At 49.4% G+C, this 21,601-nt stretch carries 15 protein-coding genes; 5 read left to right on the top strand and 10 right to left on the bottom strand.

Annotated features, from left to right (window positions below; translation table 11 throughout):
* Window positions 1-78: 78 nt before the first annotated feature.
* From EHS89_RS02910 to EHS89_RS02920, 3 genes are all read left to right on the top strand, one after another.
* Window positions 79-1,029 (top strand): transferrin-binding protein-like solute binding protein, encoded by a 951-nt coding sequence (locus EHS89_RS02910; RefSeq protein WP_124924596.1) that lies wholly within the window; start codon window positions 79-81, stop codon window positions 1,027-1,029.
* Window positions 1,016-2,380: a surface lipoprotein assembly modifier gene (locus EHS89_RS02915; RefSeq protein ID WP_124924597.1), complete on the top strand. Its 1,365-nt coding sequence runs from the start codon at window positions 1,016-1,018 to the stop codon at window positions 2,378-2,380. The genes EHS89_RS02910 and EHS89_RS02915 overlap by 14 nt, the downstream gene beginning before the upstream one ends.
* Before the next feature lie 164 nt (window positions 2,381-2,544).
* Window positions 2,545-3,198: a protein-L-isoaspartate(D-aspartate) O-methyltransferase gene (locus EHS89_RS02920; RefSeq protein WP_124924598.1), complete on the top strand. Its 654-nt coding sequence runs from the start codon at window positions 2,545-2,547 to the stop codon at window positions 3,196-3,198.
* 30 nt (window positions 3,199-3,228) lie between these two features.
* Here EHS89_RS02920 and EHS89_RS02925 read toward each other — a convergent pair whose 3' ends face one another.
* Window positions 3,229-4,218, bottom strand: a complete 990-nt coding sequence (locus tag EHS89_RS02925) for an AraC family transcriptional regulator (RefSeq protein ID WP_124924599.1) — start codon at window positions 4,216-4,218, stop codon at window positions 3,229-3,231.
* 145 nt (window positions 4,219-4,363) lie between these two features.
* Between EHS89_RS02925 and EHS89_RS02930 the strand changes: the two genes are divergently transcribed.
* Window positions 4,364-5,302, top strand: coding sequence for a DMT family transporter (locus tag EHS89_RS02930; RefSeq protein WP_124924600.1), 939 nt, complete (start codon window positions 4,364-4,366; stop codon window positions 5,300-5,302).
* A 44-nt stretch (window positions 5,303-5,346) separates the two neighbouring features.
* Here EHS89_RS02930 and EHS89_RS02935 read toward each other — a convergent pair whose 3' ends face one another.
* On the bottom strand, window positions 5,347-5,880 hold the full coding sequence (locus EHS89_RS02935; protein WP_124924601.1) for an NADPH-dependent FMN reductase: 534 nt from the start codon (window positions 5,878-5,880) through the stop codon (window positions 5,347-5,349).
* A gap of 333 nt (window positions 5,881-6,213) precedes the next feature.
* Here EHS89_RS02935 and EHS89_RS02940 point away from each other — a divergent pair, with 333 nt between their 5' ends.
* Window positions 6,214-7,290, top strand: coding sequence for a hypothetical protein (locus EHS89_RS02940; RefSeq protein WP_124924602.1), 1,077 nt, complete (start codon window positions 6,214-6,216; stop codon window positions 7,288-7,290).
* 61 nt (window positions 7,291-7,351) lie between these two features.
* On the opposite strand, the gene EHS89_RS02945 is transcribed toward EHS89_RS02940, so the two are convergent.
* From EHS89_RS02945 to EHS89_RS02980, 8 genes are all read right to left on the bottom strand, one after another.
* A complete protein-coding gene (locus tag EHS89_RS02945) occupies window positions 7,352-11,737 on the bottom strand; it encodes a hypothetical protein (protein ID WP_124924603.1) in 4,386 nt (1,461 codons plus the stop codon).
* Between the two features lie 281 nt (window positions 11,738-12,018).
* Window positions 12,019-13,152 (bottom strand): choline metabolism transcriptional regulator GbdR, encoded by a 1,134-nt coding sequence (gene gbdR, locus EHS89_RS02950; protein WP_124924604.1) that lies wholly within the window; start codon window positions 13,150-13,152, stop codon window positions 12,019-12,021.
* Between the two features lie 312 nt (window positions 13,153-13,464).
* The gene (locus tag EHS89_RS02955) at window positions 13,465-14,844 is read right to left on the bottom strand and encodes an L-serine ammonia-lyase (protein ID WP_124924605.1); all 1,380 of its coding nucleotides are present in this window, start codon (window positions 14,842-14,844) and stop codon (window positions 13,465-13,467) included.
* Between the two features lie 478 nt (window positions 14,845-15,322).
* Window positions 15,323-16,195 carry a formyltetrahydrofolate deformylase gene (purU, locus tag EHS89_RS02960; protein ID WP_124924606.1) on the bottom strand — a complete coding sequence of 291 codons (873 nt, stop codon included), beginning with the start codon at window positions 16,193-16,195 and terminating at the stop codon, window positions 15,323-15,325.
* Window positions 16,196-16,310: 115 nt separating this feature from the next.
* A complete protein-coding gene (locus EHS89_RS02965; protein ID WP_211340275.1) occupies window positions 16,311-16,982 on the bottom strand; it encodes a sarcosine oxidase subunit gamma in 672 nt (223 codons plus the stop codon).
* Complete coding sequence (locus EHS89_RS02970) at window positions 16,975-19,992, bottom strand: sarcosine oxidase subunit alpha (RefSeq protein WP_124924607.1); 3,018 nt, start codon at window positions 19,990-19,992, stop codon at window positions 16,975-16,977. The genes EHS89_RS02965 and EHS89_RS02970 overlap by 8 nt, the downstream gene beginning before the upstream one ends.
* Window positions 19,993-20,005: 13 nt before the next feature.
* Window positions 20,006-20,290, bottom strand: a complete 285-nt coding sequence (locus EHS89_RS02975; RefSeq protein ID WP_019620202.1) for a sarcosine oxidase subunit delta — start codon at window positions 20,288-20,290, stop codon at window positions 20,006-20,008.
* Window positions 20,291-20,305: 15 nt separating this feature from the next.
* Window positions 20,306-21,559, bottom strand: coding sequence for a sarcosine oxidase subunit beta family protein (locus EHS89_RS02980; RefSeq protein WP_124924608.1), 1,254 nt, complete (start codon window positions 21,557-21,559; stop codon window positions 20,306-20,308).
* Window positions 21,560-21,601: the final 42 nt, after the last annotated feature.

The raw sequence follows: 21,601 nt of genomic DNA on the forward strand, positions 1-21,601 counted from the left end.
TTGTAGTCACCCCGGGCCAACCAAGTGATACGGTGAGCGAAAGCAATAAACCTGGTGCCTCTGGTAAGGGCTGGAGTTATGAAATATAAGAATTTCAGTGCGATTTTAATCTCTATTAGCAGTAGCCTGGCACTGGTTGCCTGTGGTGGTAGCGGTGCTGGATTTGCCAAACCCACACTACCCTTCTCCTCATTTCCTGCTATCAAAGCGGACCAGACAATAGTTGCTGAAGGAATTTCTCAAGCAGCAACGGTAACGCTTGATACAGACACAGATCTGGTTATCGATGTATCTCCGGCAATATTAGATTCTGATACTACAGAGGTGACTCTGGGTTTCGACTCGGTAAAGGATCTAAATACATTAACTGTCGAATCAGCTAGTGCTAACCTGTCCTGGACTGAAAGCAGTGGCGATACATTTTTAAATAGCGGTGTTGGTTTATTTATTTCGAGCGACGCTTTCTTTATATCTAACCCGGACAGCTCACAAACCTTCGTGCTTGCGGATCCGGCAGACCCATCGCTTAACTGGAATTACCAAACCTTTGGTGTCTGGCAGGATACCTCTGTTTCAGGTACAACTATTACGAACCATAGGGGTGTTGCCTCTTTAGGAAGAGTCTCACCTGTATCTGGCATTCCAACAAGCGGTAGCGCAACCTATACAGGATTAGCCTCTGGCTTTTTCTCAGATATAAATGGTAATCCACACCTATTTGATTCTACCCTGTCAGCTCAAGCAAGTTTCTCTGCAAGAAGCATAAGCTTTACTACCTCTGCTACCACTACAATCAACGAAAACACTCTTAATATTACTTCAGAGCCCGGTCTGAATCTTAGCGGTAATCTGTTTTATAACTCAGGTAGCAATCAATTTTCCGGTTCCCTAAGTACAGCAAACGGTTACCTTGATGGTACAGCTACAGGTCGATTCTATGGTTCTAATGCTGAAGAGATAGGCGGAACGTTTGATCTTAGAGGTAGTGCCTCAGAAAGCATGTTAGGTGGCTTTGGTGCCAAACGTTAATCAACGTCAGAGGGATATAAACTATCCTGAAGTTGCACCGCAAAATACTTTCTCTCACAACACATTCACTATACTCACTTTACTGTTTATATCCTTCATACTGACCTTTCCCACTATTGTAATGGCAAGCGGACAAACGACTCGTGAACAGTTAAGTCTGGCAACTCAACTGTTTGAGGCAGGTCGTTTTTCAGAGGCAGCCTCCATTATCCGGACAATCAGAAAAAAACCTGATCCTCCCAACCAGATTATTTTCTTATCCGGCGCTCTCTATTATCAGGAGGGTGATTACAACTCAGCCGCAGCTGAGTTCAGGCAACTGCTTATTTCCGATCCTTCGCTATTACGGCCACGCCTGGAGCTGGCTCGCACCTTATACAAAGCAAAAGACTATCAAGCTGCCAGCTATCATTTTAAACAGGTACTAGCGACGCCTATGCCAGAACAGGTAAGTTGGAATGTTCGAAATTTCCTGAGAGATATACGCGAACGCAGTATGAAGGTTACCTTTTCCTTAGATCTTATATCCGATAGTAATCCCACCCATTCAACTTCTTCAGAGGTCATCAATATTGCCGGCATTGAATATCGACTGAATGAAAATGCCAAAGCCAGAAAATCTTGGGGAGTGGCCTTCACCGGCGATGTAAAATGGCCGGTACCAACTGACCCGTCAATATATAGCCGAGCCAGATTAGAGGCGAATAGATTTCAGGACCGCAGGCTGAACTGGTCTTATTTACAACTGATGGGCGGTAAACATTTTCGATTTATAAACCATACTCTCACAGCCGAAGCAGGTGGTCACACGAGTCGCTACGATGACAGATTTTTATACGATGGACTGGCTTTAGCTGTTTCTGATATTTATAAACTCAGCGTTAGCTCTGACTGGGGGATACGCTATGACCTTAAACAGCTGAACTACCCAGACTATACATATATGACCAGTTTACATCACAGCATTGCTGCCCACTGGTTTTATGCTGATACGCCTGTAAGCCGCTGGCAACTGGGTCTGGGGATGATACAAAACGATGCAGATGAACAAGCCTATTCATTCACATCACCTGTACTATCTGGGAGATATCTTTATGAATGGCCGGGGGGACTAATTACAAAAATCAGTCTGGAATACTCCGACTTTACCTATGCTGGCATTGATCCATTTTTCGCCGTTAAACGCCATGACACAGAAAAACTGATTGAGTTCGAACTAATTAACCGAAACTGGCAATGGCAGGGTCTTGCCATGCGTTTCATTGCCGGAATTATTTCGCATGATTCCAACCTGGATCTTTATCGTTATCGACAAGAATATATACGCCTTGGTCTGACAAAGGAATTTTAGCCGCTTATCCAGAAGGTGATAAATATTACCTCCCCATTACAACTATTCTCTCCTCTCGCTGAGCGCCTTCATATATAGCTATTCTGTAACTTGCTTCTCTGACCTATCATTAAAGATGCAGCAACCCGGCAGTGAAGCTTTGGAGATCCAGTCGAGGCATACCTATGCGACAGATGATCGAAGATATCGAAACTGAAGTCCGCTACACAGCCGATATGATCGGTCGGCACAGGCTTTCAGACCGGGTCATCGATGCGATGCGTCGAGTTCCCCGTCATCTGTTTGTCGATCCCGGTCTACTGGATGAAGCCTATGACAATAACCCTTTACCGATTGGTTATGGGCAAACCATTTCGCAACCTTACATGGTCGCGGTGATGACTGATCTTCTGGAACTGCAGCCCCATCAAAAAATTCTGGAAGTCGGTTTTGGCAGTGGCTATCAGGCCGCAGTGCTGTCGCTATTAGTAAAACAGGTCATCAGCCTGGAGATTATCTCTCCCCTGGCCGACAGAGCTCACCGTCTACTCAAACAACAGGGCTACCATAATGTGCAGGTGATTCAGGCCGACGGTCACTTTGGTTGGGCAGATGAGGCGCCCTATGATGGCATCATCGTCACCGCCGCCCCGGAAGAGATCCCACAACCTCTGATCGACCAGCTAGCACCGGAGAGCCATCTGATCATTCCGGTTGGCTTCCAGGGAATAGGCCAGCAGCTGATGGATGTTCATAAAGCGAAGGATGGCTCGATTAATACCAGGTCGCGACTAGGGGTTAGGTTTGTTCCCCTGACCAGCAGCACTCAACCGGACTGACAAACGATGTCAGGAAATTCAGATACAGTGCTAACCTAAAGTCTTACGATACTGTGCCGGCGTCACACCGACATATTGTTTGAAGGTTCGTCCGAAATGACTCTGGTTACTGAAGCCACAGAGTTGTCCGATAGTTGCCAGCGAGAGATAATGCTCTTCATTAACTGAAGGCTTTCCACCAGCTGAAGGCTCTTTATAGGCTGAAGTCTCTAACAACTGTTTAGCATGTTCGATCCGCAGCCGGGTTAGATATTGGTGCGGGGTGCAGGCCATGCTGATACGGAACATTCGATTAAAGTGGAACTGGCTCAATTGCGCCACCAGCGCCAGCTGTTCGAGTGAAATCGCCTGTGCTAAATTACAGCGCATATATTCAATGACCCGATCCCGAACTGCACGAGTCAGCCCTCCGCGAAACAGTTCCGGTGCCGATCCGAGGTGAACGTAGTGCTTAAGCAGATGTAGCAACATCATCTCACTACTCTGCTGCAGCGCCAGACGATCACTACTGTCCTGCCATTGCAACACCAACACCTGACGATGCAGCATCTGAACCAGCTGTGGATCACTGGCGTAGGTCAGGTCTGGCAACTCTATACAACGCGGATCAAGATCCAGTGCGGTGAGAGCCAGCTGACGCAAGGCATCATCACTAAAATAGAGATGTATGAACTCCAGATGACTATCGATCTCCCACTGCGAATCATGTCCTACCGGAAACAGGCATACACTGCCCGGTTCCCCTTTTAGCTGCGGTAGGTCACTGCGTCGAATCTGCGATCCACCGCCCTGCAGGTAAATACTGAGGGTATGATGATTGAGGTTCTGATAACTAACCCGATCCCAATCATTAGCCCAATGGGAGAAACTCACCCCGCCAGGTAATTCACAAAGATTACGCCGCACCGCATTGGAAGCCGCCAGTGTGTCATCCACCCGGCTCGAAGGCAGCAGTACGCGTTGCTCTGCTGACAAGACCGGATGCCGGGGTGCATGTTGTAAGGAGGTTCGACAATTCATTCGACTAGTCTAGCATCGCTGAGCTGCACAACGCCTGCATAATGATTCATCTCAGGTTGAGTCAACCGCAAGATCAGAACAAAAACGCAAGATCGTGATATCTCCGCCAAAGCGGCAACCGTAATATATGCCTCAGGAGAACATTATGAACGCATTTCTATACCTGAATACTGTACTGATCTGGGGCACCACCTGGATCGCTATCCACTGGCAACTTGGCGATGTCCCGGTTCTGGCTTCGGTCTTTTACCGCTTTGCCATCGCCGCCTCTTTGCTGCTGCCACTACTCTACCTGAGCCGAAAGGTGCAAACGACCAACCGTAACGATCATGGTTTTATGATGTTGCAGGGTATGTGCTTATTCTCAATGAATTTTGTCTGTTTCTATAGCGCCGGCCTCACCATCTCAAGCGGCCTGTTATCAGTGATATTCTCCTCCGCTACGCTATTTAATGCCTTCAATAGTCGTCTTTTCTGGGGGGAGCGTCCCACCCCTGTGGTATTTATCGCAGGTGTTATCGGAGTCTTCGGGCTGAGCCTGATGTTCTGGCCGGAACTTAATCAACCGCAACTTAGTCAACCGGAACCGGGCCAAAGCAATACCGGACTCAGCGATCTTAAAGGAATCGGGTTGGGTATGCTGGGCACCTATCTGTTCTCGCTCGGCAATATGATTTCTCTACGACACAGTAAAAAGGGTCTGAAGCCTCTGACCAGTAATGCCTATGCAATGATTTACGGCACCCTGTTTCTTGTAGTGTTACTGGCGATCACCGGCACCCCCCTGGTATGGGACAATAGCCCACGCTATCTCGGCAGCCTGTTTTATCTGGCTATTGTTGGCACCATAATCGGCTTTACCGCCTACCTCTCCTTAGTAGGCCGCATCGGCGCCAACAAGGCAGCTTATGCGACGGTTATGTTTCCGGTCGTCGCACTAAGCCTGTCTACAGTCTTTGAAGGTTATCAATGGAGTCTGAGCAGTCTTACCGGCCTGGTGTTGGTGCTGTCAGGTAATGCACTGATCCTGGGCATCCGCCTGCCCGGTTGGCGTCTGCTTCGTACAACAACGGGCAAGGGATAAGAAATGAAACAATAAAAACGCCCCGAATTGCTCAGAGGCGTTTTCTACTTCATATGATTAAGATAACTGACGGCATCCTTTAACTGTTCATTAAGCTCAGGATGCCTCAACAGCTTATTGTCCGAATCGAAATTGTCATAAAAACTGGGAATAGACAGGCTGGCTTTTACCTCACCGGCAAAAAATGGCGCCGAGGCCACCGCTGCGGCTAATACTGTTGCCCCACCGCGTGCACCTGGCGACGTAGACAGAAGCACCATCGGTTTATTCTGAAATACCTTAGGCTCAATCCGGGAACACCAGTCAAACAGGTTTTTATAAGCGGCCGAGTATGAGCCATTATGTTCCGCAAATGAGATCAGAACACCATCACTCTCCCCGATCTTTGCCAGAAAATTCTTTGCCAGCGCGGGGTGTCCTATCTCCAGTTCCCGATCCTGACTATACAAAGGTAATTCGTAGTCATTCAGATCCAGCACTTCAATATCCGCATCGTTTAAAAAAGAGCTCGCGTACTCCACCAACTGCTTATTTATTGATGCCCGGTGATTACTCCCTGCAAATGCAATAATCTTCATATTCCCACCTGATTCTTTTTAACAACCGGAAAAGACACAACTTGCTGAATTATAGTTGAAGGTCAGAAAAGCGTGATCAATACCAGCCCGTAGATCGAAAGGGAGCTCCAGACACCTACAACACCCTAAACAGACGTTTCAAACCTACATTTGATAAAACATCCTATACTTGAAAAGCATCTGTATCTGCGTTGTTAACGATGCCGCCACAAGGATGCGATTGCATAAGCTATTCTAACCGGCTTCGAAGGAATGAAGGCCAGACAAACTAGTATTCCCAGCCTATAAAAACCTCTTAGCCATAAGTGCAGAAATCACTTAGAGGTATTCGTTATGCCAATAAATCTAATAGTTACTACCCAGGAAGCACACCGGGCTTTCGGTAATTCCGATCTGAAATCCCTGCTTAAACAGGTTAGTTCAGGATTTGATCAGACCACCGGACTACCGCAATCACGACCTGCTGTTTCGGTATCCCCTGATCCATCAAAACCCTCTGCCAGCCGAACTATTACCTGGGACCTTAATATGCATGTCGCTGAAAGCGACGAAGATGATTACGAAGCGTTCGAATCAGTTGTAGGTTCCCTAATAGGTGGAGCCAACGGTATAGCCTCTCAAATAGGAGGAGCCGCAGCCGGGGTCCCTGTAAATGCACAAAGCGTCGTATCTACAGTCATCAAGACGATGAAGGATATTCAAAGTGTTCTTGAAGAAGCCCGGAATACAGTTAAGATCAATATCGATGCTTTAAATATCCAGTTCGAGGGGCGCAATGGCAGAGGCGTAGAGTTAGAAGCCAAGCTAATGATCGACGGATTCTGGGCCTGTGATGATCCCGGCGATGGCGACAATAAAGCCTGGTTTGAGCTGGAAAAACTGTTGATTGACACCCTGTTGGATCAGCGGTCTTCACCAAATCGATGGGATGCCGACAATTGGGACTCTACCGACCCTGTCCCCAGCGGCCATCGCGGCCGCAGTTTTATGGAACCCCATGGTTCCAGCGACCGCACCGGCGAATTTAAAACTCAGCCAGGCAGCACCCCTGAACCTCATCTGATTGAAGCTATGGCAGGAGTAATCAATAAAGACCAAACCACCGTATCGGCCCATGTTTCCTGCAATGTCGAAGCCTCTGATACCGTAGTTGTCGTTATTCGCAGGATAACTCTGGAGCTTGCCGCCAAAGTTCATGGCGAAGAAACCAGCAGTACAGCAGTACCGGAAGCAGAAGAGATCGGTAGCGCGGTAGCTGAAGCCGCCGAGGCTGTTGGGGAAGCCGTTAATAAGGCTGTCGCTGAAGCGATTAAAGAGCTGTTTACCCTATCCTTAAATAAAGAAAACGTGTCGCTAAAAAAACCAATAAAAAAAGCTGCCCCCCGCAAGACTACCAAAAAGGCGCAATGATCGGATTGAATTAAATGAGAAATGAAAAGCCCTCCATACGGAGGGCTTTTTTAGGGCCGGTTCAGATACTGATCGGGAAACTAAGATCGATCTGAGCCTGCACATGGGCAGAAGGTATCAGCAATGTCGCGACCCCCCTGTCAGTAAAAGTACCCGGATCAGGGAAATTAACCAGATCAGTTATCTCCAAACCAGATACTTCTGTTGTAGTCGGTTGATCACCGGTATTCATCAGGCAGCCAGGTATAGGTGGGGTATTATGTGGCGTCGATGTCCTGTCTGGATTGACAATCATGCCGATCAGGCTGTGTACAACCTCATGAGCAAGCACCACTCCGGTATAGCGGGCAATCATGGCACACTTCAGATTCATCAGCGCCGCATCCGGAGAAGGGCCCGACGTGGCAGCCACAATCTGACGGATTGCATCGTCTATCTGAACCGTTCCGGAAGGATCATCCAACGCACCAGGGAAAACACCAATCAGCTCATTAAACGCGCCGGGGCCTACACCACTACCTCCAGATATTGTGACTCCGGGGGTTCCTGCGGAGACAACATCGAAAATAGTCAGATCGGTGGTATGTCCAAATGCCAGTCCAGCACCCGAATGCACAGAAGGCAGACTCTCATTATGGGGTGCCATCTCCCAGATCAGCCTTACATTACTGGTAGAGAGCGAGCGCTCTGCAACCGTCTTCATGACCTGCAACAGGGTATTTTTATGGGCCGTCAGTCCCAGAGTAGCCAATGAATTATTAAACTGAGTGACGTCCTCCCTTACGGTCACAAACTGCGGAATACTCAGCGGAACATTGATCACAGTCACAGGCACATTACTACTGTCATACATAGTACAGGTTACTGTGCGTAATCCGGGCTTCAACCCGGTTACCTTTGTCACAGGTTGATCCGGCGTATCGAATATAACAGCGGTCGGATCGATACAACTCCACTCAACCCGACCGCCGACAGGCTGATTACTAACCACCACTTCCACAGTGATCTCATTGCTCTTATCCCCAGCGGTTGGATTAAAGGCCAGGCCTGATCCACTGGTTGGCTGAATCAGTGTCATGGCCGGTGCAGCGGCACCATTGAAGTCACTACTTGCGGTGGTGCCTCCCACTAACTGATTGATAGCGGCATTACCCTGTTCCTGGGTCAGTTGACCACTACCCACTGCCCGCTGAATGGTCTGGATACCATCGCTAATCTGGGTAGGGTTAGTCTGCCGCACCATCTGTCCATTGAGAATCTGACCTGCTTCGCTCTGCCCACCGGTGCTTGTTTGAGCGCCGGCACCAGTAGCACCACTTGGCGTTGAAGTAATACCCGTGGTACCAGACTGAGCAGCCTGCCCCCCCCCGCTACCACTGCCTCCAACAGGCACTCCGGTATAGGCACTGACCAAACCTCGCACTACATCTCCTGCGATTGCATTCATCGCCGCACGGTGTTGACGGGTACTGGTAAAGGCTTCCTTCGTCGCATTATCAATAAACTGCAACAATTCGGCACCATGAGAAAGATCTCGGAATATATCAGGTGTCCCCAAGACTGAAAGTGCATTGGCAGTCCCGGTGGGATCCGGCAGTGAGGGGGCTGTCTGAAGATTTACAATCGGCGCTGCAAAATCCGTCGGTGACAGATTAGTCTGCTGAGCCCTGGAGCCAGGAGATACGCCGGTTATATCCGGAGCATTGCTCTGACAGCTACGCTCAGGGTCAATAAAGCGCTCCACATCCCTTTTCTCGGTGGCATTACAACAAGACAGGAATACTTCACCAAAGACGCCCCGGGTAGGTAGCGTAATAACCCGGTTAGACACCACATAATCCGGACTATTGATCGCAACTAAGCGGTGGCCGTCCAATAACTCAAACGCAACATAGTTGCCCAATACACCTCTGGGACGATTAATAATATGATCCAGCAGAGAGGTATCATCGAGTTGATAACGATCGAAACGAATCGCCCGACGATCAGGATTTTCACTCATCCAGATCGCCCGCATATATCGCATCGGGTTGGACTGGATATGAGCAATCAGCTCCTTCAGCTGACAGTAATCCTCATGCTCTCTACCACGGTAGCTACTGAAATCGGGTTCTGGCGTGGTTAGCCCGACCTCTACAGAAGGGTTATCAACTCCCAGAGTGGTATTAACACCAACGGTTTCAACGATATAGGTCTGAGGGGTGGACAAAAACCTGGAACGGTCAGTCGTCACAGACATATCAACCCGTTCAAGTTTAAATTTGGTCGCGTCTTCCAACAGGTCCCCAACAATACTTTCCAGGAATGACGGCAGATTCAGACTCTGAACTGCGGCATTGGAATCGAATGAAATGGTCAGTGCTCTGATATCACTATCACGCACCGCACTGGAACGGAAATAGGTGGGTGGTGAACTAGAAGAGCCGCCCACAGGATATAGCTTTACACTCTGGCCGCTATGAGTTTCCAGACGAAGACTGATACCCGGACGCCAGGCATTACTGAGTTTTATCTCCCAACTGGAGAACGTCGCATAAGGTGTCTCGATCTGATAGATATCACGACAATGCAGTAAGCGGGATAATCCCTTGAAAGCTCTACGATAGCGCCGCGGCACCAGTCGGCTGAGAATCCGGCGATGTCGATCCAGAAAGCGGGTAACCGGAACGCTGGGATTAAGCACATATTTATCAAAGCTGGAGATGGTACCAAACATATCCTGATCCACTTCATAAGGGATCAGCAATACTGGTTTTTCTTCCACCAACTCAGTTTTAACGCTGTAATGTTCCACTACCTGGAAGTACTCCAGGTTCATCATATGATTCATATTGTGGTTATGAATGGTACGGGTCTTTATCCGCTCAGACTCTTTCTGATAGGACGTCGTCACAACAGTGGCGCGCTGATGTCTTATAGAAGATGAGTTCTGACTAATGCTTTCCGAAATGCCCTGTACCGTAGAACTGTGCAAGTCACGGCGACCATTAGTAGAACTCGAAGTACTGCCTCCCCCGCCACCGATACTAAAAATACCCAGATCAAGGCTGGCACCACCGCCACCCGAGCTTGAGGATCCATCCTGATGTTCAGTTAACGTCGCATCAACGACTTCATCAATAGAACGATCGTGTTGGAGTTCATGCTCCACCTGCTCGCTCTGACTCCTTGATTCTCTCCGGCTATCCCTTTCCCGGCGTGACCAGTCAATAAAGGCCAGATTTATCTCTTCACAGGGGGCCAGACTAGTGGAATAAAGTAATCGTCCCAGTCCTCTGCCTGCCGGATACCAAGCATGCCGGTAGGTATTAACTAAACCGACCAGAACATTGCCACCCAATACCGCATAGCTGGAAACTGAGTCATCACCAAAGGGGATAGCTGTGGCGACCTCTTTGCGATCAATCTCTTTCTCACCATCAAATACCAGCTTCACATCTTCAATATCGGTCAGCCGGACAATCTGTCGGAAGTGGTACTCTTTGGCGGCAAATTCACTGTTCGGACGCAAGCAGCAATTGCCATCAACATGCTCCTCATTAAGGCCGAACGATTCTGGTGATGCCTGCAGATCGGCTTCATCAGGATCTTCAATAGTTCCGGCCGGTAACGGGCCATCATGATCTTTAAGTCGGTCTTTTAGCTTGTCTATCAAGCTTTTCGGTACTGGCACAAATATCGGCAAGTGCCCCAACAAAAGGTCACCAAGCAATACCCTGTCATATTTTCGGGTAATCAGCTGATCATCACTCACAACGTTGATTTGCATCTCGGTAATATCATTGAGAGCAATATGCCCAAGACTGACTGAAGAATACCCTTTGGTATCAGTACGCCCCTGCTTTAATTGAACAGTCTCTTCGCTATTCTCCAGGGTAACGCTGATGCTATAGCTGGCATTTGCTGCCATTTGACCCGTTTCATCCCCAATATTGAGTCGCAGTTTGCCAACTTTCGGGTCATCCTGTAGAGATCCATCGACCAGTTTCACCGGCTCCCTTGGCCCCTGACTTGGTAATACTGTAGAGCCCAGCTGCTTATTGAACTTACGCTGGATCTCATTGTGTTTGATTGCAGTCGGTTGAATTATTTCTGAGATATTCGCTTCAATCGCCCTCGGCTGATTAAGCCCTAAACCAAAGGCATCCATAAGAAATGGAGCCTCGGTTGCGGCATCCTGCAACTTTCCCAGTTCCTGAGTGACATGGGTGGCCCTGATGCGTATCTTAGCTGCAGCTTCTGTTTCGCCTTTGGCTTCCAGCATCTCTATTTCTTCGTTAAGGTTTTTAACCTCAGCTTCAACCTTATGAAAGTTATGCCGGGCCTCATCAATCTTTCCCTTAAGTAACTCAGACTCCCGGTTCGGTTTTGTTATCTCAAAATCCGCGTCATTTCTACGCTGCGATAAGCGCTCTTGAACTGGTTTTTTATCTGGACGCCTGGCCATGGTATACCCTCCCTGATAGTCCTGATCCCACAAATGGAACAACCTGAGGGCAGGCTCCATTGCGATAAAAAGGCAGAGAAAAGGTCTATAGAAAAGATCGGGGAGTACTGAAATGATTGAAACTGAGTCGCGATCCTTCGCTTCTTACGGCATCCCTGCCCGAGCCTTTAATTTAGTTCAGCACAATCAACAGTCAAACAGTTGTTTAGAAAATAGGACTAATTCTTATTCAGCTTTATTGTAAATAAAAGTAGTGCAGGCCAAGCACAAACTTTTGACTATTACGGCTTATCCTTCAGGTTCACCGAACCAAAAGTAGATTCAGCTTTCGCCTCGGAGAAAGCACCAGTGGCCAGAGATTCTTTAGCCGACAGTACCGGCTTAGTAGTCACTGTGAGCTTAGGCTTGGCCGGCTCCACCAGTTTCTCGTCCTGCCCTTTGCCCTGAGCTGCGCGCTCTTCACTGGGCGGGATACCCATCTGTTCGCGGTAACATTTACTGAAGTGAGGCGTCGACACAAAGCCACAAGCTGCGGCGATATCGATAATTGGCATTGTGCTCTGTTTCAGCAACTGCCGGGCCCTTAACAGACGGAGTTTGAGGTAGTATTTTGAGGGAGAGCAATCAAGGTATTTCTGGAACAGACGCTCCAACTGACGCCGGGACAGGTCGACATAATGCGCCAGCTCGTCCATCTCGATTACTTCTTCTATGTTCGCTTCCATCAGCGCAACCACTTCAACCAGTTTGGGTTGTGTTGTACCCAGAACATGTCGTAGTGGTACTTTCTGCTGATCACTTTCATCGCGAATCCGGTCACAGATAAACATCTCTGAGATTGCTGCAGAAAGCTGGTAGCCATGTTCCTGTTTGATCATATTCAACATCATATCCAGCGGCACTGTGCCCCCGGTACAGGTCATACGATTGCGGTCAATACTGAACAGACGATTAGAGCAGTTCACTTTAGGGAAAGCTTCCTGCAATGACGCCAGGTACTCCCAGTGAGTACTGCAATCATAGCCATTCATCAGCCCCGCATCGGCCAACAGATAAGCACCGGTACATACGCCACCGAGCTTACAGCCTTTACGGTCCATCTCCTGCAACCAACTGATATGTGATTTGTTGTAGGCCTTAAGTACATTCACTCCGCCCGCAACAATCACCGTATCCAGATCGGGGCAACGCTGAACACCCGCATCCGGAGTGATTTTAATCCCATCGCTGGCACTGATCGGCTGACCATCCATCGTTAAAGTAAACCAGGAATAGAGTTCTTCACCGCTGAGCTGATTGGCCATCCGCAACGCTTCAACTGCCGAGGCCAGCGAGATCATTGTGAAGTTATTCAGCAGCAGAAAGCCAATAGCGCGGGTACGCACGGTGGCCGGTTTGTTGTGCGAGTCAGTCATAAGCGAACCTTTACTAAGAATGCGCTCTTAGCGAGTTATCAGGGTGTATTATTATAATTGTCGATCTTCCTGAAACGACAAGCAGATCATAATCTTTCATCAGATAGCAAAATCGATATCAAAAGAAGCATCAATTTAAAAACCATACTCAGATAGTGGACTTTACCTCAATACACTATAGCTGAAAACAACAAAGCACCGCCCCCCTCAGGGGCAGTGCTTTATGAATCTGTCAGGCTCGATAATTGTGTTGAGAAGCATCAATCCCGGCTTTTCACTGTCGCTTAACGTTAAGCTCAGCATATTCCCCAATCAACACTCAATCGCGTTAACCGCCAGTCCTCCACGGGAGGTTTCTTTGTATTTGTCGTGCATATCCCGGCCGGTATCAGACATAGTCTTGATCACCTTATCCAGCGAGATGAAATGCTCACCATCCCCCCGCAACGCCATCTGTGTTGCATTGATCGCTTTCACCGCGCCAATTGCATTACGCTCAATACAAGGCACCTGAACCAGGCCTCCCACAGGATCACAGGTCAGACCCAGGTTATGTTCCAGTCCGATCTCAGCGGCGTTTTCCACCTGTTCAGGTGAGCCGCCCAGTACTTCACACAAGCCAGCAGCAGCCATGGCACAGGCAGAACCTACTTCTCCCTGACAACCGACTTCAGCACCTGAGATGGAAGCATTTTTCTTACACAACGCGCCAATTGCTGCAGCAGCCAACAGGAAATCAACCACGCACTCTTCAGTCGCATTAGCTGTAAACTCGGTGTAGTACATCAGCACCGCGGGGATAATACCCGCTGCACCATTAGTTGGAGCGGTCACCATCCGTCCGCCACCGGCATTTTCTTCATTCACCGCCAGGGCATACAGGTTAATCCAGTCCATCGCCCCCATAGTAGAGCTGATCACATTAGGCTTAGTAGAACGGATCAGAGATTTGTGCAGACTCATCGCCCGGCGCTTAACCTTCAGACCGCCAGGCAAGATACCCTCTTTATGCAGGCCAGTAGCAATACACTCTTTCATCGCCGCCCAGATATCCATCAGGCCATCACGGATTTCCTGCTCGGTACGCCAGACTTTTTCATTCTCCATCATCAGCTGGCTGACACTGAAGTTATTGGCCTCGCAGAGCTCTAATAGTTCGACCGCATTATTAAAGTCGTAAGGTAACTCAACCTGGGGTACCAGATGGGCATCGGCGGTGGCTTCACTTTCATCGATAACAAAACCGCCACCGATTGAGTAATAAGTGTTCTCGTACAGCAGGCTGTCATCTGCGCCAAACGCGGCTAAACGCATCGCATTCGGATGGTATGAAAGATTCTCTTCCAGCAGGTTCATATCCCGATCCCAGATAAATTCGATCGGATGACTACCAGCCAGATTCAGACTGTTACTTTCTTTCAGACCCGCCACGACCGGCAAAATCATTTCAGGATCAATACTGTGGGGACGTTCGCCCATCAGACCAACGATTACCGAGTTATCAGTACCATGGCCGATACCTGTCGCACTCAGGGATCCATACAGATCAACCTGAATCCGGGACACATCATTTACCAGTGCCTGCTGCCCGAGATACTCGACAAAATTAGCCGCCGCCACCATAGGGCCAACGGTATGAGAACTTGACGGGCCTACGCCTACTTTAAAAAGATCAAATACTGAAATAGACATAGAAAGTCTCCACCGCGCATGCATAGCGCTGATTATTATTCTGAAGGATGAATTATCTGCCGGAGTCACTGAGACCGTATGCCAGTTTACGACCTGTAGTTTTCTTAAACGGTCGTTATGTAGCGAATAGTAAATATCAGCAGAAGGAATTGAGACCGACCCGTGTGAGTAGAGCGATGATTACTCTCTTGGGGAAAACTAATCACCGCTCAGGCCGGCCTCAAAAAGGGTTCACTGTCCTGTAATTCAGAACAGCGAAAAACTTAAAAACATTACGCTGCGAAACTTTAAAAGTACTCGCTATAATCTCAATCGCAACACTTAGTACCAAGAGCATCACGAGTGCTGAACTGCATACAAAAAGCGTTACGAGCGATGGAAGTGCAAGGCACAAAGTTTACGGATGAGCGGAGCATAGCAGCGCTATGTGAGCACCAGCCGTAAACTTTTAACGCAGTAATTCCAAGCGCAGTAGCTTTTAATGACTAAAGATCACCGTCCGGCTACCGTTCAGGAACACCCGCTTCTCAATGTGATATCGGATCGCATTAAACAGCGTTACCCGCTCGACATCCTGGCCTTTTGATACCAGATCTTCAGGATAATAAGCGTGGTCTACAGTCTGAATTCCCTGGGCAATAATAGGGCCCTCATCCAGATCATTGTTTACATAATGCGCAGTCGCACCCACCATCTTCACACCTTTTTCCCAGGCCTGATGATAAGGACGTGCACCTTTAAAGCCCGGTAATAGCGAGTGATGAATGTTGATCGCTTTGCCGTTTAACTGCTCGCACATCCAGGGTGATAGCACCTGCATGTAACGGGCCAGTACTACCAGTTCAATATCGTACTGATCTAACAATTTAACGATCTCAGCTTCCTGATACGGCTTAGTCTCAGCACTGATCGGCAAGTGGTAATACGGAATATCGTGCCACTCAGCCAGTTCTTTCAGGTCAGGATGGTTAGAGATAATCACCGGAATCTCGATGTTCAGCTGACCGGTACGGTGGCGGTACAACAGATCGTTCAGGCAGTGATCGTATTTAGATACCAGAATAGCCACACGCTGACGGTGTTGCGGCTCGGTCAGCTGCCACTCCATATCGAATTCTGCAGCACGGGAAGCAAACTCAGCATTAAACTGCTCTGCGCTGAAGTTCTCATTTTGCGGCTGGAATTCAATGCGGATAAAGAAATTTTTGGATTCGCTATCATCAAACGAATGAATCTCTTCCACATAGTTTCCGGCTTCCGCCATATAGCGGGTTACCACATCAACCGTACCCAAAATACTTGGGCAACTGGCGGTAAAGATCCATGGCTTAGCGTGGTTAGTAGAGGTCATATGCATTCTCCTGACAATAGGACGCCGTTAACGGCTTTTTTAGCAAAGCAGTCACAGGCAAGTTAAGAAGTAGAAACCGGTCTGCGGTTGCAGACCGGTTAGTTCGAGCTAAGAGTCAGGCTTCGATTACCAGACCAAACTCACGGCTGGCATCTTGCAGCCAGAGCCAGATGTAGTCAGCAAAGCTGCGACGAATGATCAACTCAAAGCGCTGTTCACCGGTGCGGCGGACAATCGCTGTGCTCTTAGAAAACACAGTCGATACCACTTTACCCACAGGAAAGTGCTTAGAGTGCAGATCGATCGGGATACACTTCTTCAGCAGCTCAACAACATCAGTACCAGACAGTTCCAGTACGGTTGAACCACCACTGCTGTTTACCAGCGAGTAGTGACCACCCATCTCATCACGGAACTTAGACTCGATATCAAATGCTTCGAGGCCCGGCACCAGAATCAGCCACTCATCAGGAGACATCCAGCGAATGGAGTAGTCGCCATTTTCAGCAGAGGTCAGTGGTTGTAGTGGTAAAGCTACACCCAGCACCCGCTCAACAGCAGCCAGCTGATCAGCATTTTCAGGATTGCAGCGTAGCGTCAGATGACCCAGCAGTTTGTGCTCACGCAAGTGAACACCACCAGTTTTAGGGCCTTGCTTTGCAAGGCTTTCCAGGTCCGCATGGTGCAGCGGAGACTGCCCCTGAATTTCAGGACCAGGTACCTGATCCATTACTGCAGCTTTAGTCGCTGCAATTTCTGCTGGTGTCATTACATTCAAATCAGACATTTTGACGCTCCCCTTTCGGATCAAGGAAGATCGGGCTGCAAATTTCAGCTTCAATCACAGTGCCATCGGCCAGTGGGTAGAATACAGTTTCACCCATCTTATCCAGGCCACCTTTAATAAAGCCCATCGCGATAGAGTGACCCAGGTTCGCACTCCAGTAGCTGGAGGTAACATGGCCTTCCATCGGCATCGGGATCGGTGCTTTAGGATCCAGTACCGCTTGTGCTCCCTCAGGAATCACCGCTTTAGGATCTTTAGTCTTCAAACCAACCAGTTGCTTACGGTTCGGACGTACACAGTCTTCACGATTCATACCGCGCTTACCGATGTAGCTGAACGGCTTCTGGTTAGACACACACCAGCCCATACCCAGGTCATACGGATGAACAGAGCCATCAGTATCCTGACCGGCGATAATGAAACCTTTCTCAGCCCGCAGGATGTGCATAGTTTCAGTACCGTAAGGCGTCAGGTTGTACTTCTTACCTGCTTCGAACAGTTTCTCCCAAACGTGGGTACCGTAATTCGCCTGTACGTTAATCTCGAACGACAGCTCACCGGTGAAAGAGATTCGGAATACGCGGGCAGGAACGCCGGCAACCTTCATCTGTTTCCAGTCCATGAACTTAAAGTTGTCATTGCTCAGATCGTAATCGGTCAGCTCTGACAGTAGTTTACGGCTGTTAGGACCAGAGATAGTCAGTGTAGACCAGTGATCGGTAACCGTATTGAAGTAAACTTCCAGCTCAGGCCACTCAGTCTGGTGGTAGATTTCCAGCCATTCCAGAACCCGTGCTGCGCCACCGGTAGTGGTAGTCATCACGAAGTGGTTATCGCCTAAACAAGCCGATACACCATCGTCAAATACCATACCGTCTTCGCCACACATCAGGCCGTAACGACACTTACCAACCGCCAGCTTAGCCCAGGCGTTGCTGTAAACACGACCCAGGAATTCACGGGCATCTTTACCCTGAACATCGATCTTACCCAGGGTAGATGCATCCAGAATACCAACGCTGTCACGTACTGCCAGGCATTCGCGATCCAGCGATTCCTGCATCGTCTCATTGCCCTGCGGGAAGTACCATGGACGTTTCCACTGGCCTACATCCTCAAACTTAGCACCGTGCTCAACGTGCCACTTGTGCATCGCAGAGTAACGCTCAGGATCGAACAGTGAACCGCAGTTACGGCCAGCGATCGCACCAAAAGAGATCGGCGTATAGTTCGGACGGAAGATGGTAGTACCGGTCTCAGGAATGGTCTTGTTCAGCGCTTTGGCTGCAACCGCCATACCGTTGATGTTACCCAGCTTACCCTGATCAGTACCGAAGCCCATCGCGGTGTAACGCTTAACGTGCTCGATAGACTCGTAACCTTCACGACAAGCCACTTCGATACCCGCTGCTGTTACATCCGTCTGATAGTCAACAAACTGCTTAGGCGCAGCCGACGTTGGCTTGATATGCGGAATATGGAACAGCGTCATCGGTGTATCAGACTTCAGTGTTTCTGCTTTAGGCAGAACAACTTCAGCCGCACTCAGACCGGTTTCAGTCAGTGCTTTCTGGCCTGCATCGAAGCCTTGCTTCAGTGCAACAGCGGTGTCGTACTGGCCGTTAATGCCACCGGCTGTCAGCTGCTTCTGAACCGTAGGTCCAGGTACGAAACCAACAATCTTATCGTCCCAGGTAGGACGGCTGCCAGTATGGCTGGACAGGTGAATAACCGGGCTCCAGCCGCCAGAAGAGGCAACCGTATCGGTTTTCAGCTTAGTCACAGAACCGATAACTTTACCACCATCAGCGCTGATCGCAGCAACAGATACGCCGGATACACGCTTACTACCCTGCACTTCAATGACTGCAGAACCGGTAATGATGTTCAGACCACGCTTACGTGCCTCTTCAGCACGGGCACCGCAACCAGAGGCACGGGTATCAACAATAGCAACAACCTTACGACCGGCATCATCCCAGTCCAGAGCTGCCTGATAACCGTAATCGTTGGTGGTCATCAGTACCAGTTCATTACCCGGTACAACACCGTAACGGTTGATGTAGGTAGAAACTGCATTAGATACCATGCAACCCGGTACATCGTTATTTGAGAATACCAGTGGACGCTCGTGCGCGCCGGTTGCCAGTACTACCCACTTAGCACGTACACGGTGCAGCTTCTGACGCGCCTGATTAACCGGCGCAATGTCTGCAAGATGATCGGTGCAACGCTCATGGATAGTGACAAAGTTATGGTCGTGGTAACCGTTCACTGTAGAACGCGGCAGCATCATCACGTCTTCGAATGTCGCCAGTTCTGCAACAACAGCGTTAACCCATTCTGCAGCAGGCTTGCCGTCCAGAGTTTCTTTGGTGTTCAGCAGGCTGCCACCAAATTCATTCTGCTCATCAGCGATGATTACACGCGCACCACCACGGGCAGCAGTCAGAGCTGCAGCCAGACCCGCAGGACCCGCACCAACGATCATAACGTCGCAATGCTGATTAACGTTATCGTAAGTATCCGGATCGCTTTCAAGCGGTGAACGACCCAGGCCAGCGGCCTTACGGATCATTGACTCATAGGTGTCCCACAGAGACTGAGGGAACATGAATGTCTTGTAGTAGAAACCCGGTGGCATCATGCTGCCGCCGACTTTACCCATCAGGCCCATTACATCGTTATCAACACTCGGCCAACCGTTGGTTGATGCTGAAACCAGACCGTTAAACAGTTCCTGTTGCGTGGCACGTACGTTCGGTACCTGAGTCGCTTCAGTTGCACCCAGCTGTAGTACCGCATTCGGCTCTTCAGCGCCGCAAGCTACGATACCGCGAGGGCGGCTGTATTTAAAACTACGGCCAACGACATCAATGCCGTTTGCCAGCATAGCAGATGCCAGAGTGTCGCCCTGAAAACCAGAGAACTGCTTACCGTTATAGGTAAAGGTCAATGGCTTGGAACGGTCGATGCGACCTCCGCTCTGGAGGCGGTTTTGCTGTGTCATAATTCCGCTCCTCTTATTCAGCGACTACAGATGGCTGCTCGCCAATCTTGTAGACTTCTTTAATTTCGTAAGTCTGGGTGTTGCGAGTCATGTTAAAGAACTTGCGACAGCCGGCAGCATGAACCCATAGCTCGTGGTGAATACCACGTGGATTTTTCCGGAAGAACATATACTCGCCCCACTCTTTATCAGAGCAGGCTTCCGGATCTAAAGGACGCGGAATATGCGCCTGACCCGCTGCGTGAAATTCTTCTTCTTCTCGGTATTCCGCACAATGCGGGCAGTAGATATGAAACATCGTATAGTCTCCCGTTTAGTGTGCTACGCCAGCGGCGCCGTGCTCATCAATCAGCGCGCCGTCATGGAATCGGAACATAGAGAATGGCTCTGCCAGTGGGTGCATTTCACCCTTAGCCAGAGACGCTGCAAAAACATTACCTGCGCCCGGAGTCGCTTTAAAGCCACCGGTACCCCAACCACAGTTGAAGAACAGGTTCTTAACCGGTGTCTTACTGATGATCGGACAAGCATCAGGACAAGTATCAACAATACCGCCCCACTGACGGTTCATGCGTACCCGGCTGAACATTGGGAACAGCTCAACAATCGCCTGCACTGTGTGCTCAATGGTTGGGTAAGAACCACGCTGGCCGTAACCAGTGTAACCGTCGATACCGGCACCGATTACCAGGTCGCCCTTATCGGACTGGCTGACATAACCGTGTACATGGTTTGACATAACAACCGTATCCAGAACCGGCTTAATTGGCTCAGATACCAGTGCCTGCAGCGGATGAGATTCCAGCGGCAGTTCAAAACCACCCATCTTAGCGATAACAGCAGAGTTACCGGCAACAACAGAACCAACACGATCGGCCATAATATCGCCGTAACGGTTAGTCTTAACGCCAATAATCGTATCGTCTTCAATAATCAGGTCTGTTACTTCGGTCTCTTGAATCAGATCAACACCGAAAGAGTCAGCACCACGGGCAAAGCCCCAGGCTACCGCATCGTGACGGGCTACACCGCCGCGTGGCTGCCATGAAGCACCCATAACCGGGTAGCGGCTGTTCGCTGAACAATCCATGTGCGGCACGATCTCTTTGATCGACTGCGGATCCAGTACTTCACCATCGATACCGTTCAATCGGTTAGCGTTTACACGACGCTCGATATCACGCATATCCTGCAGGGTGTGACCCAGGTTCAATACACCACGCTGCGAGAACATAACGTTGTAGTTCAGATCCTGAGACAGACCTTCCCACAGCTTCATCGCGTGCTCGTACAGGTGAGCAGACTCATCCCACAGGTAGTTAGAACGTACGATAGTGGTGTTACGGGCAGTGTTACCGCCACCCAGATAACCTTTTTCGATTACCGCTACGTTAGTTACACCGTGCTCTTTCGCCAGATAGTATGCAGTCGCCAGACCGTGACCACCGCCACCGATAATGATGACGTCATACTTCTTCTTCGGCGTAGGGTTACGCCAGGCGCGCTGCCAGTTCTCGTGATGACTCAGACTGTGCTTAAACAGTCCGAAACCTGAATATTGCTGCATAATATCAGCTCCCGCAAAAGGGGCAGTCGGCTCTGATAATTA

This window comes from Amphritea balenae (assembly GCF_003858655.1).
Lineage (GTDB): Bacteria > Pseudomonadota > Gammaproteobacteria > Pseudomonadales > Balneatricaceae > Amphritea > Amphritea balenae.

Coding starts and splice junctions, on each gene's coding strand:
- EHS89_RS02910 (WP_124924596.1), top strand. CDS start 79: ATGAAATATAAGAATTTCAGTGCGATTTTAATCTCTATTAGCAGTAGC.
- EHS89_RS02920 (WP_124924598.1), top strand. CDS start 2,545: ATGCGACAGATGATCGAAGATATCGAAACTGAAGTCCGCTACACAGCC.
- EHS89_RS02925 (WP_124924599.1), bottom strand. CDS start 4,218: ATGAATTGTCGAACCTCCTTACAACATGCACCCCGGCATCCGGTCTTG.
- EHS89_RS02930 (WP_124924600.1), top strand. CDS start 4,364: ATGAACGCATTTCTATACCTGAATACTGTACTGATCTGGGGCACCACC.
- EHS89_RS02935 (WP_124924601.1), bottom strand. CDS start 5,880: ATGAAGATTATTGCATTTGCAGGGAGTAATCACCGGGCATCAATAAAT.
- EHS89_RS02940 (WP_124924602.1), top strand. CDS start 6,214: ATGCCAATAAATCTAATAGTTACTACCCAGGAAGCACACCGGGCTTTC.
- EHS89_RS02945 (WP_124924603.1), bottom strand. CDS start 11,737: ATGGCCAGGCGTCCAGATAAAAAACCAGTTCAAGAGCGCTTATCGCAG.
- gbdR (WP_124924604.1), bottom strand. CDS start 13,152: ATGACTGACTCGCACAACAAACCGGCCACCGTGCGTACCCGCGCTATT.
- EHS89_RS02955 (WP_124924605.1), bottom strand. CDS start 14,844: ATGTCTATTTCAGTATTTGATCTTTTTAAAGTAGGCGTAGGCCCGTCA.
- purU (WP_124924606.1), bottom strand. CDS start 16,195: ATGACCTCTACTAACCACGCTAAGCCATGGATCTTTACCGCCAGTTGC.
- EHS89_RS02965 (WP_211340275.1), bottom strand. CDS start 16,982: ATGTCTGATTTGAATGTAATGACACCAGCAGAAATTGCAGCGACTAAA.
- EHS89_RS02970 (WP_124924607.1), bottom strand. CDS start 19,992: ATGACACAGCAAAACCGCCTCCAGAGCGGAGGTCGCATCGACCGTTCC.
- EHS89_RS02975 (WP_019620202.1), bottom strand. CDS start 20,290: ATGTTTCATATCTACTGCCCGCATTGTGCGGAATACCGAGAAGAAGAA.
- EHS89_RS02980 (WP_124924608.1), bottom strand. CDS start 21,559: ATGCAGCAATATTCAGGTTTCGGACTGTTTAAGCACAGTCTGAGTCAT.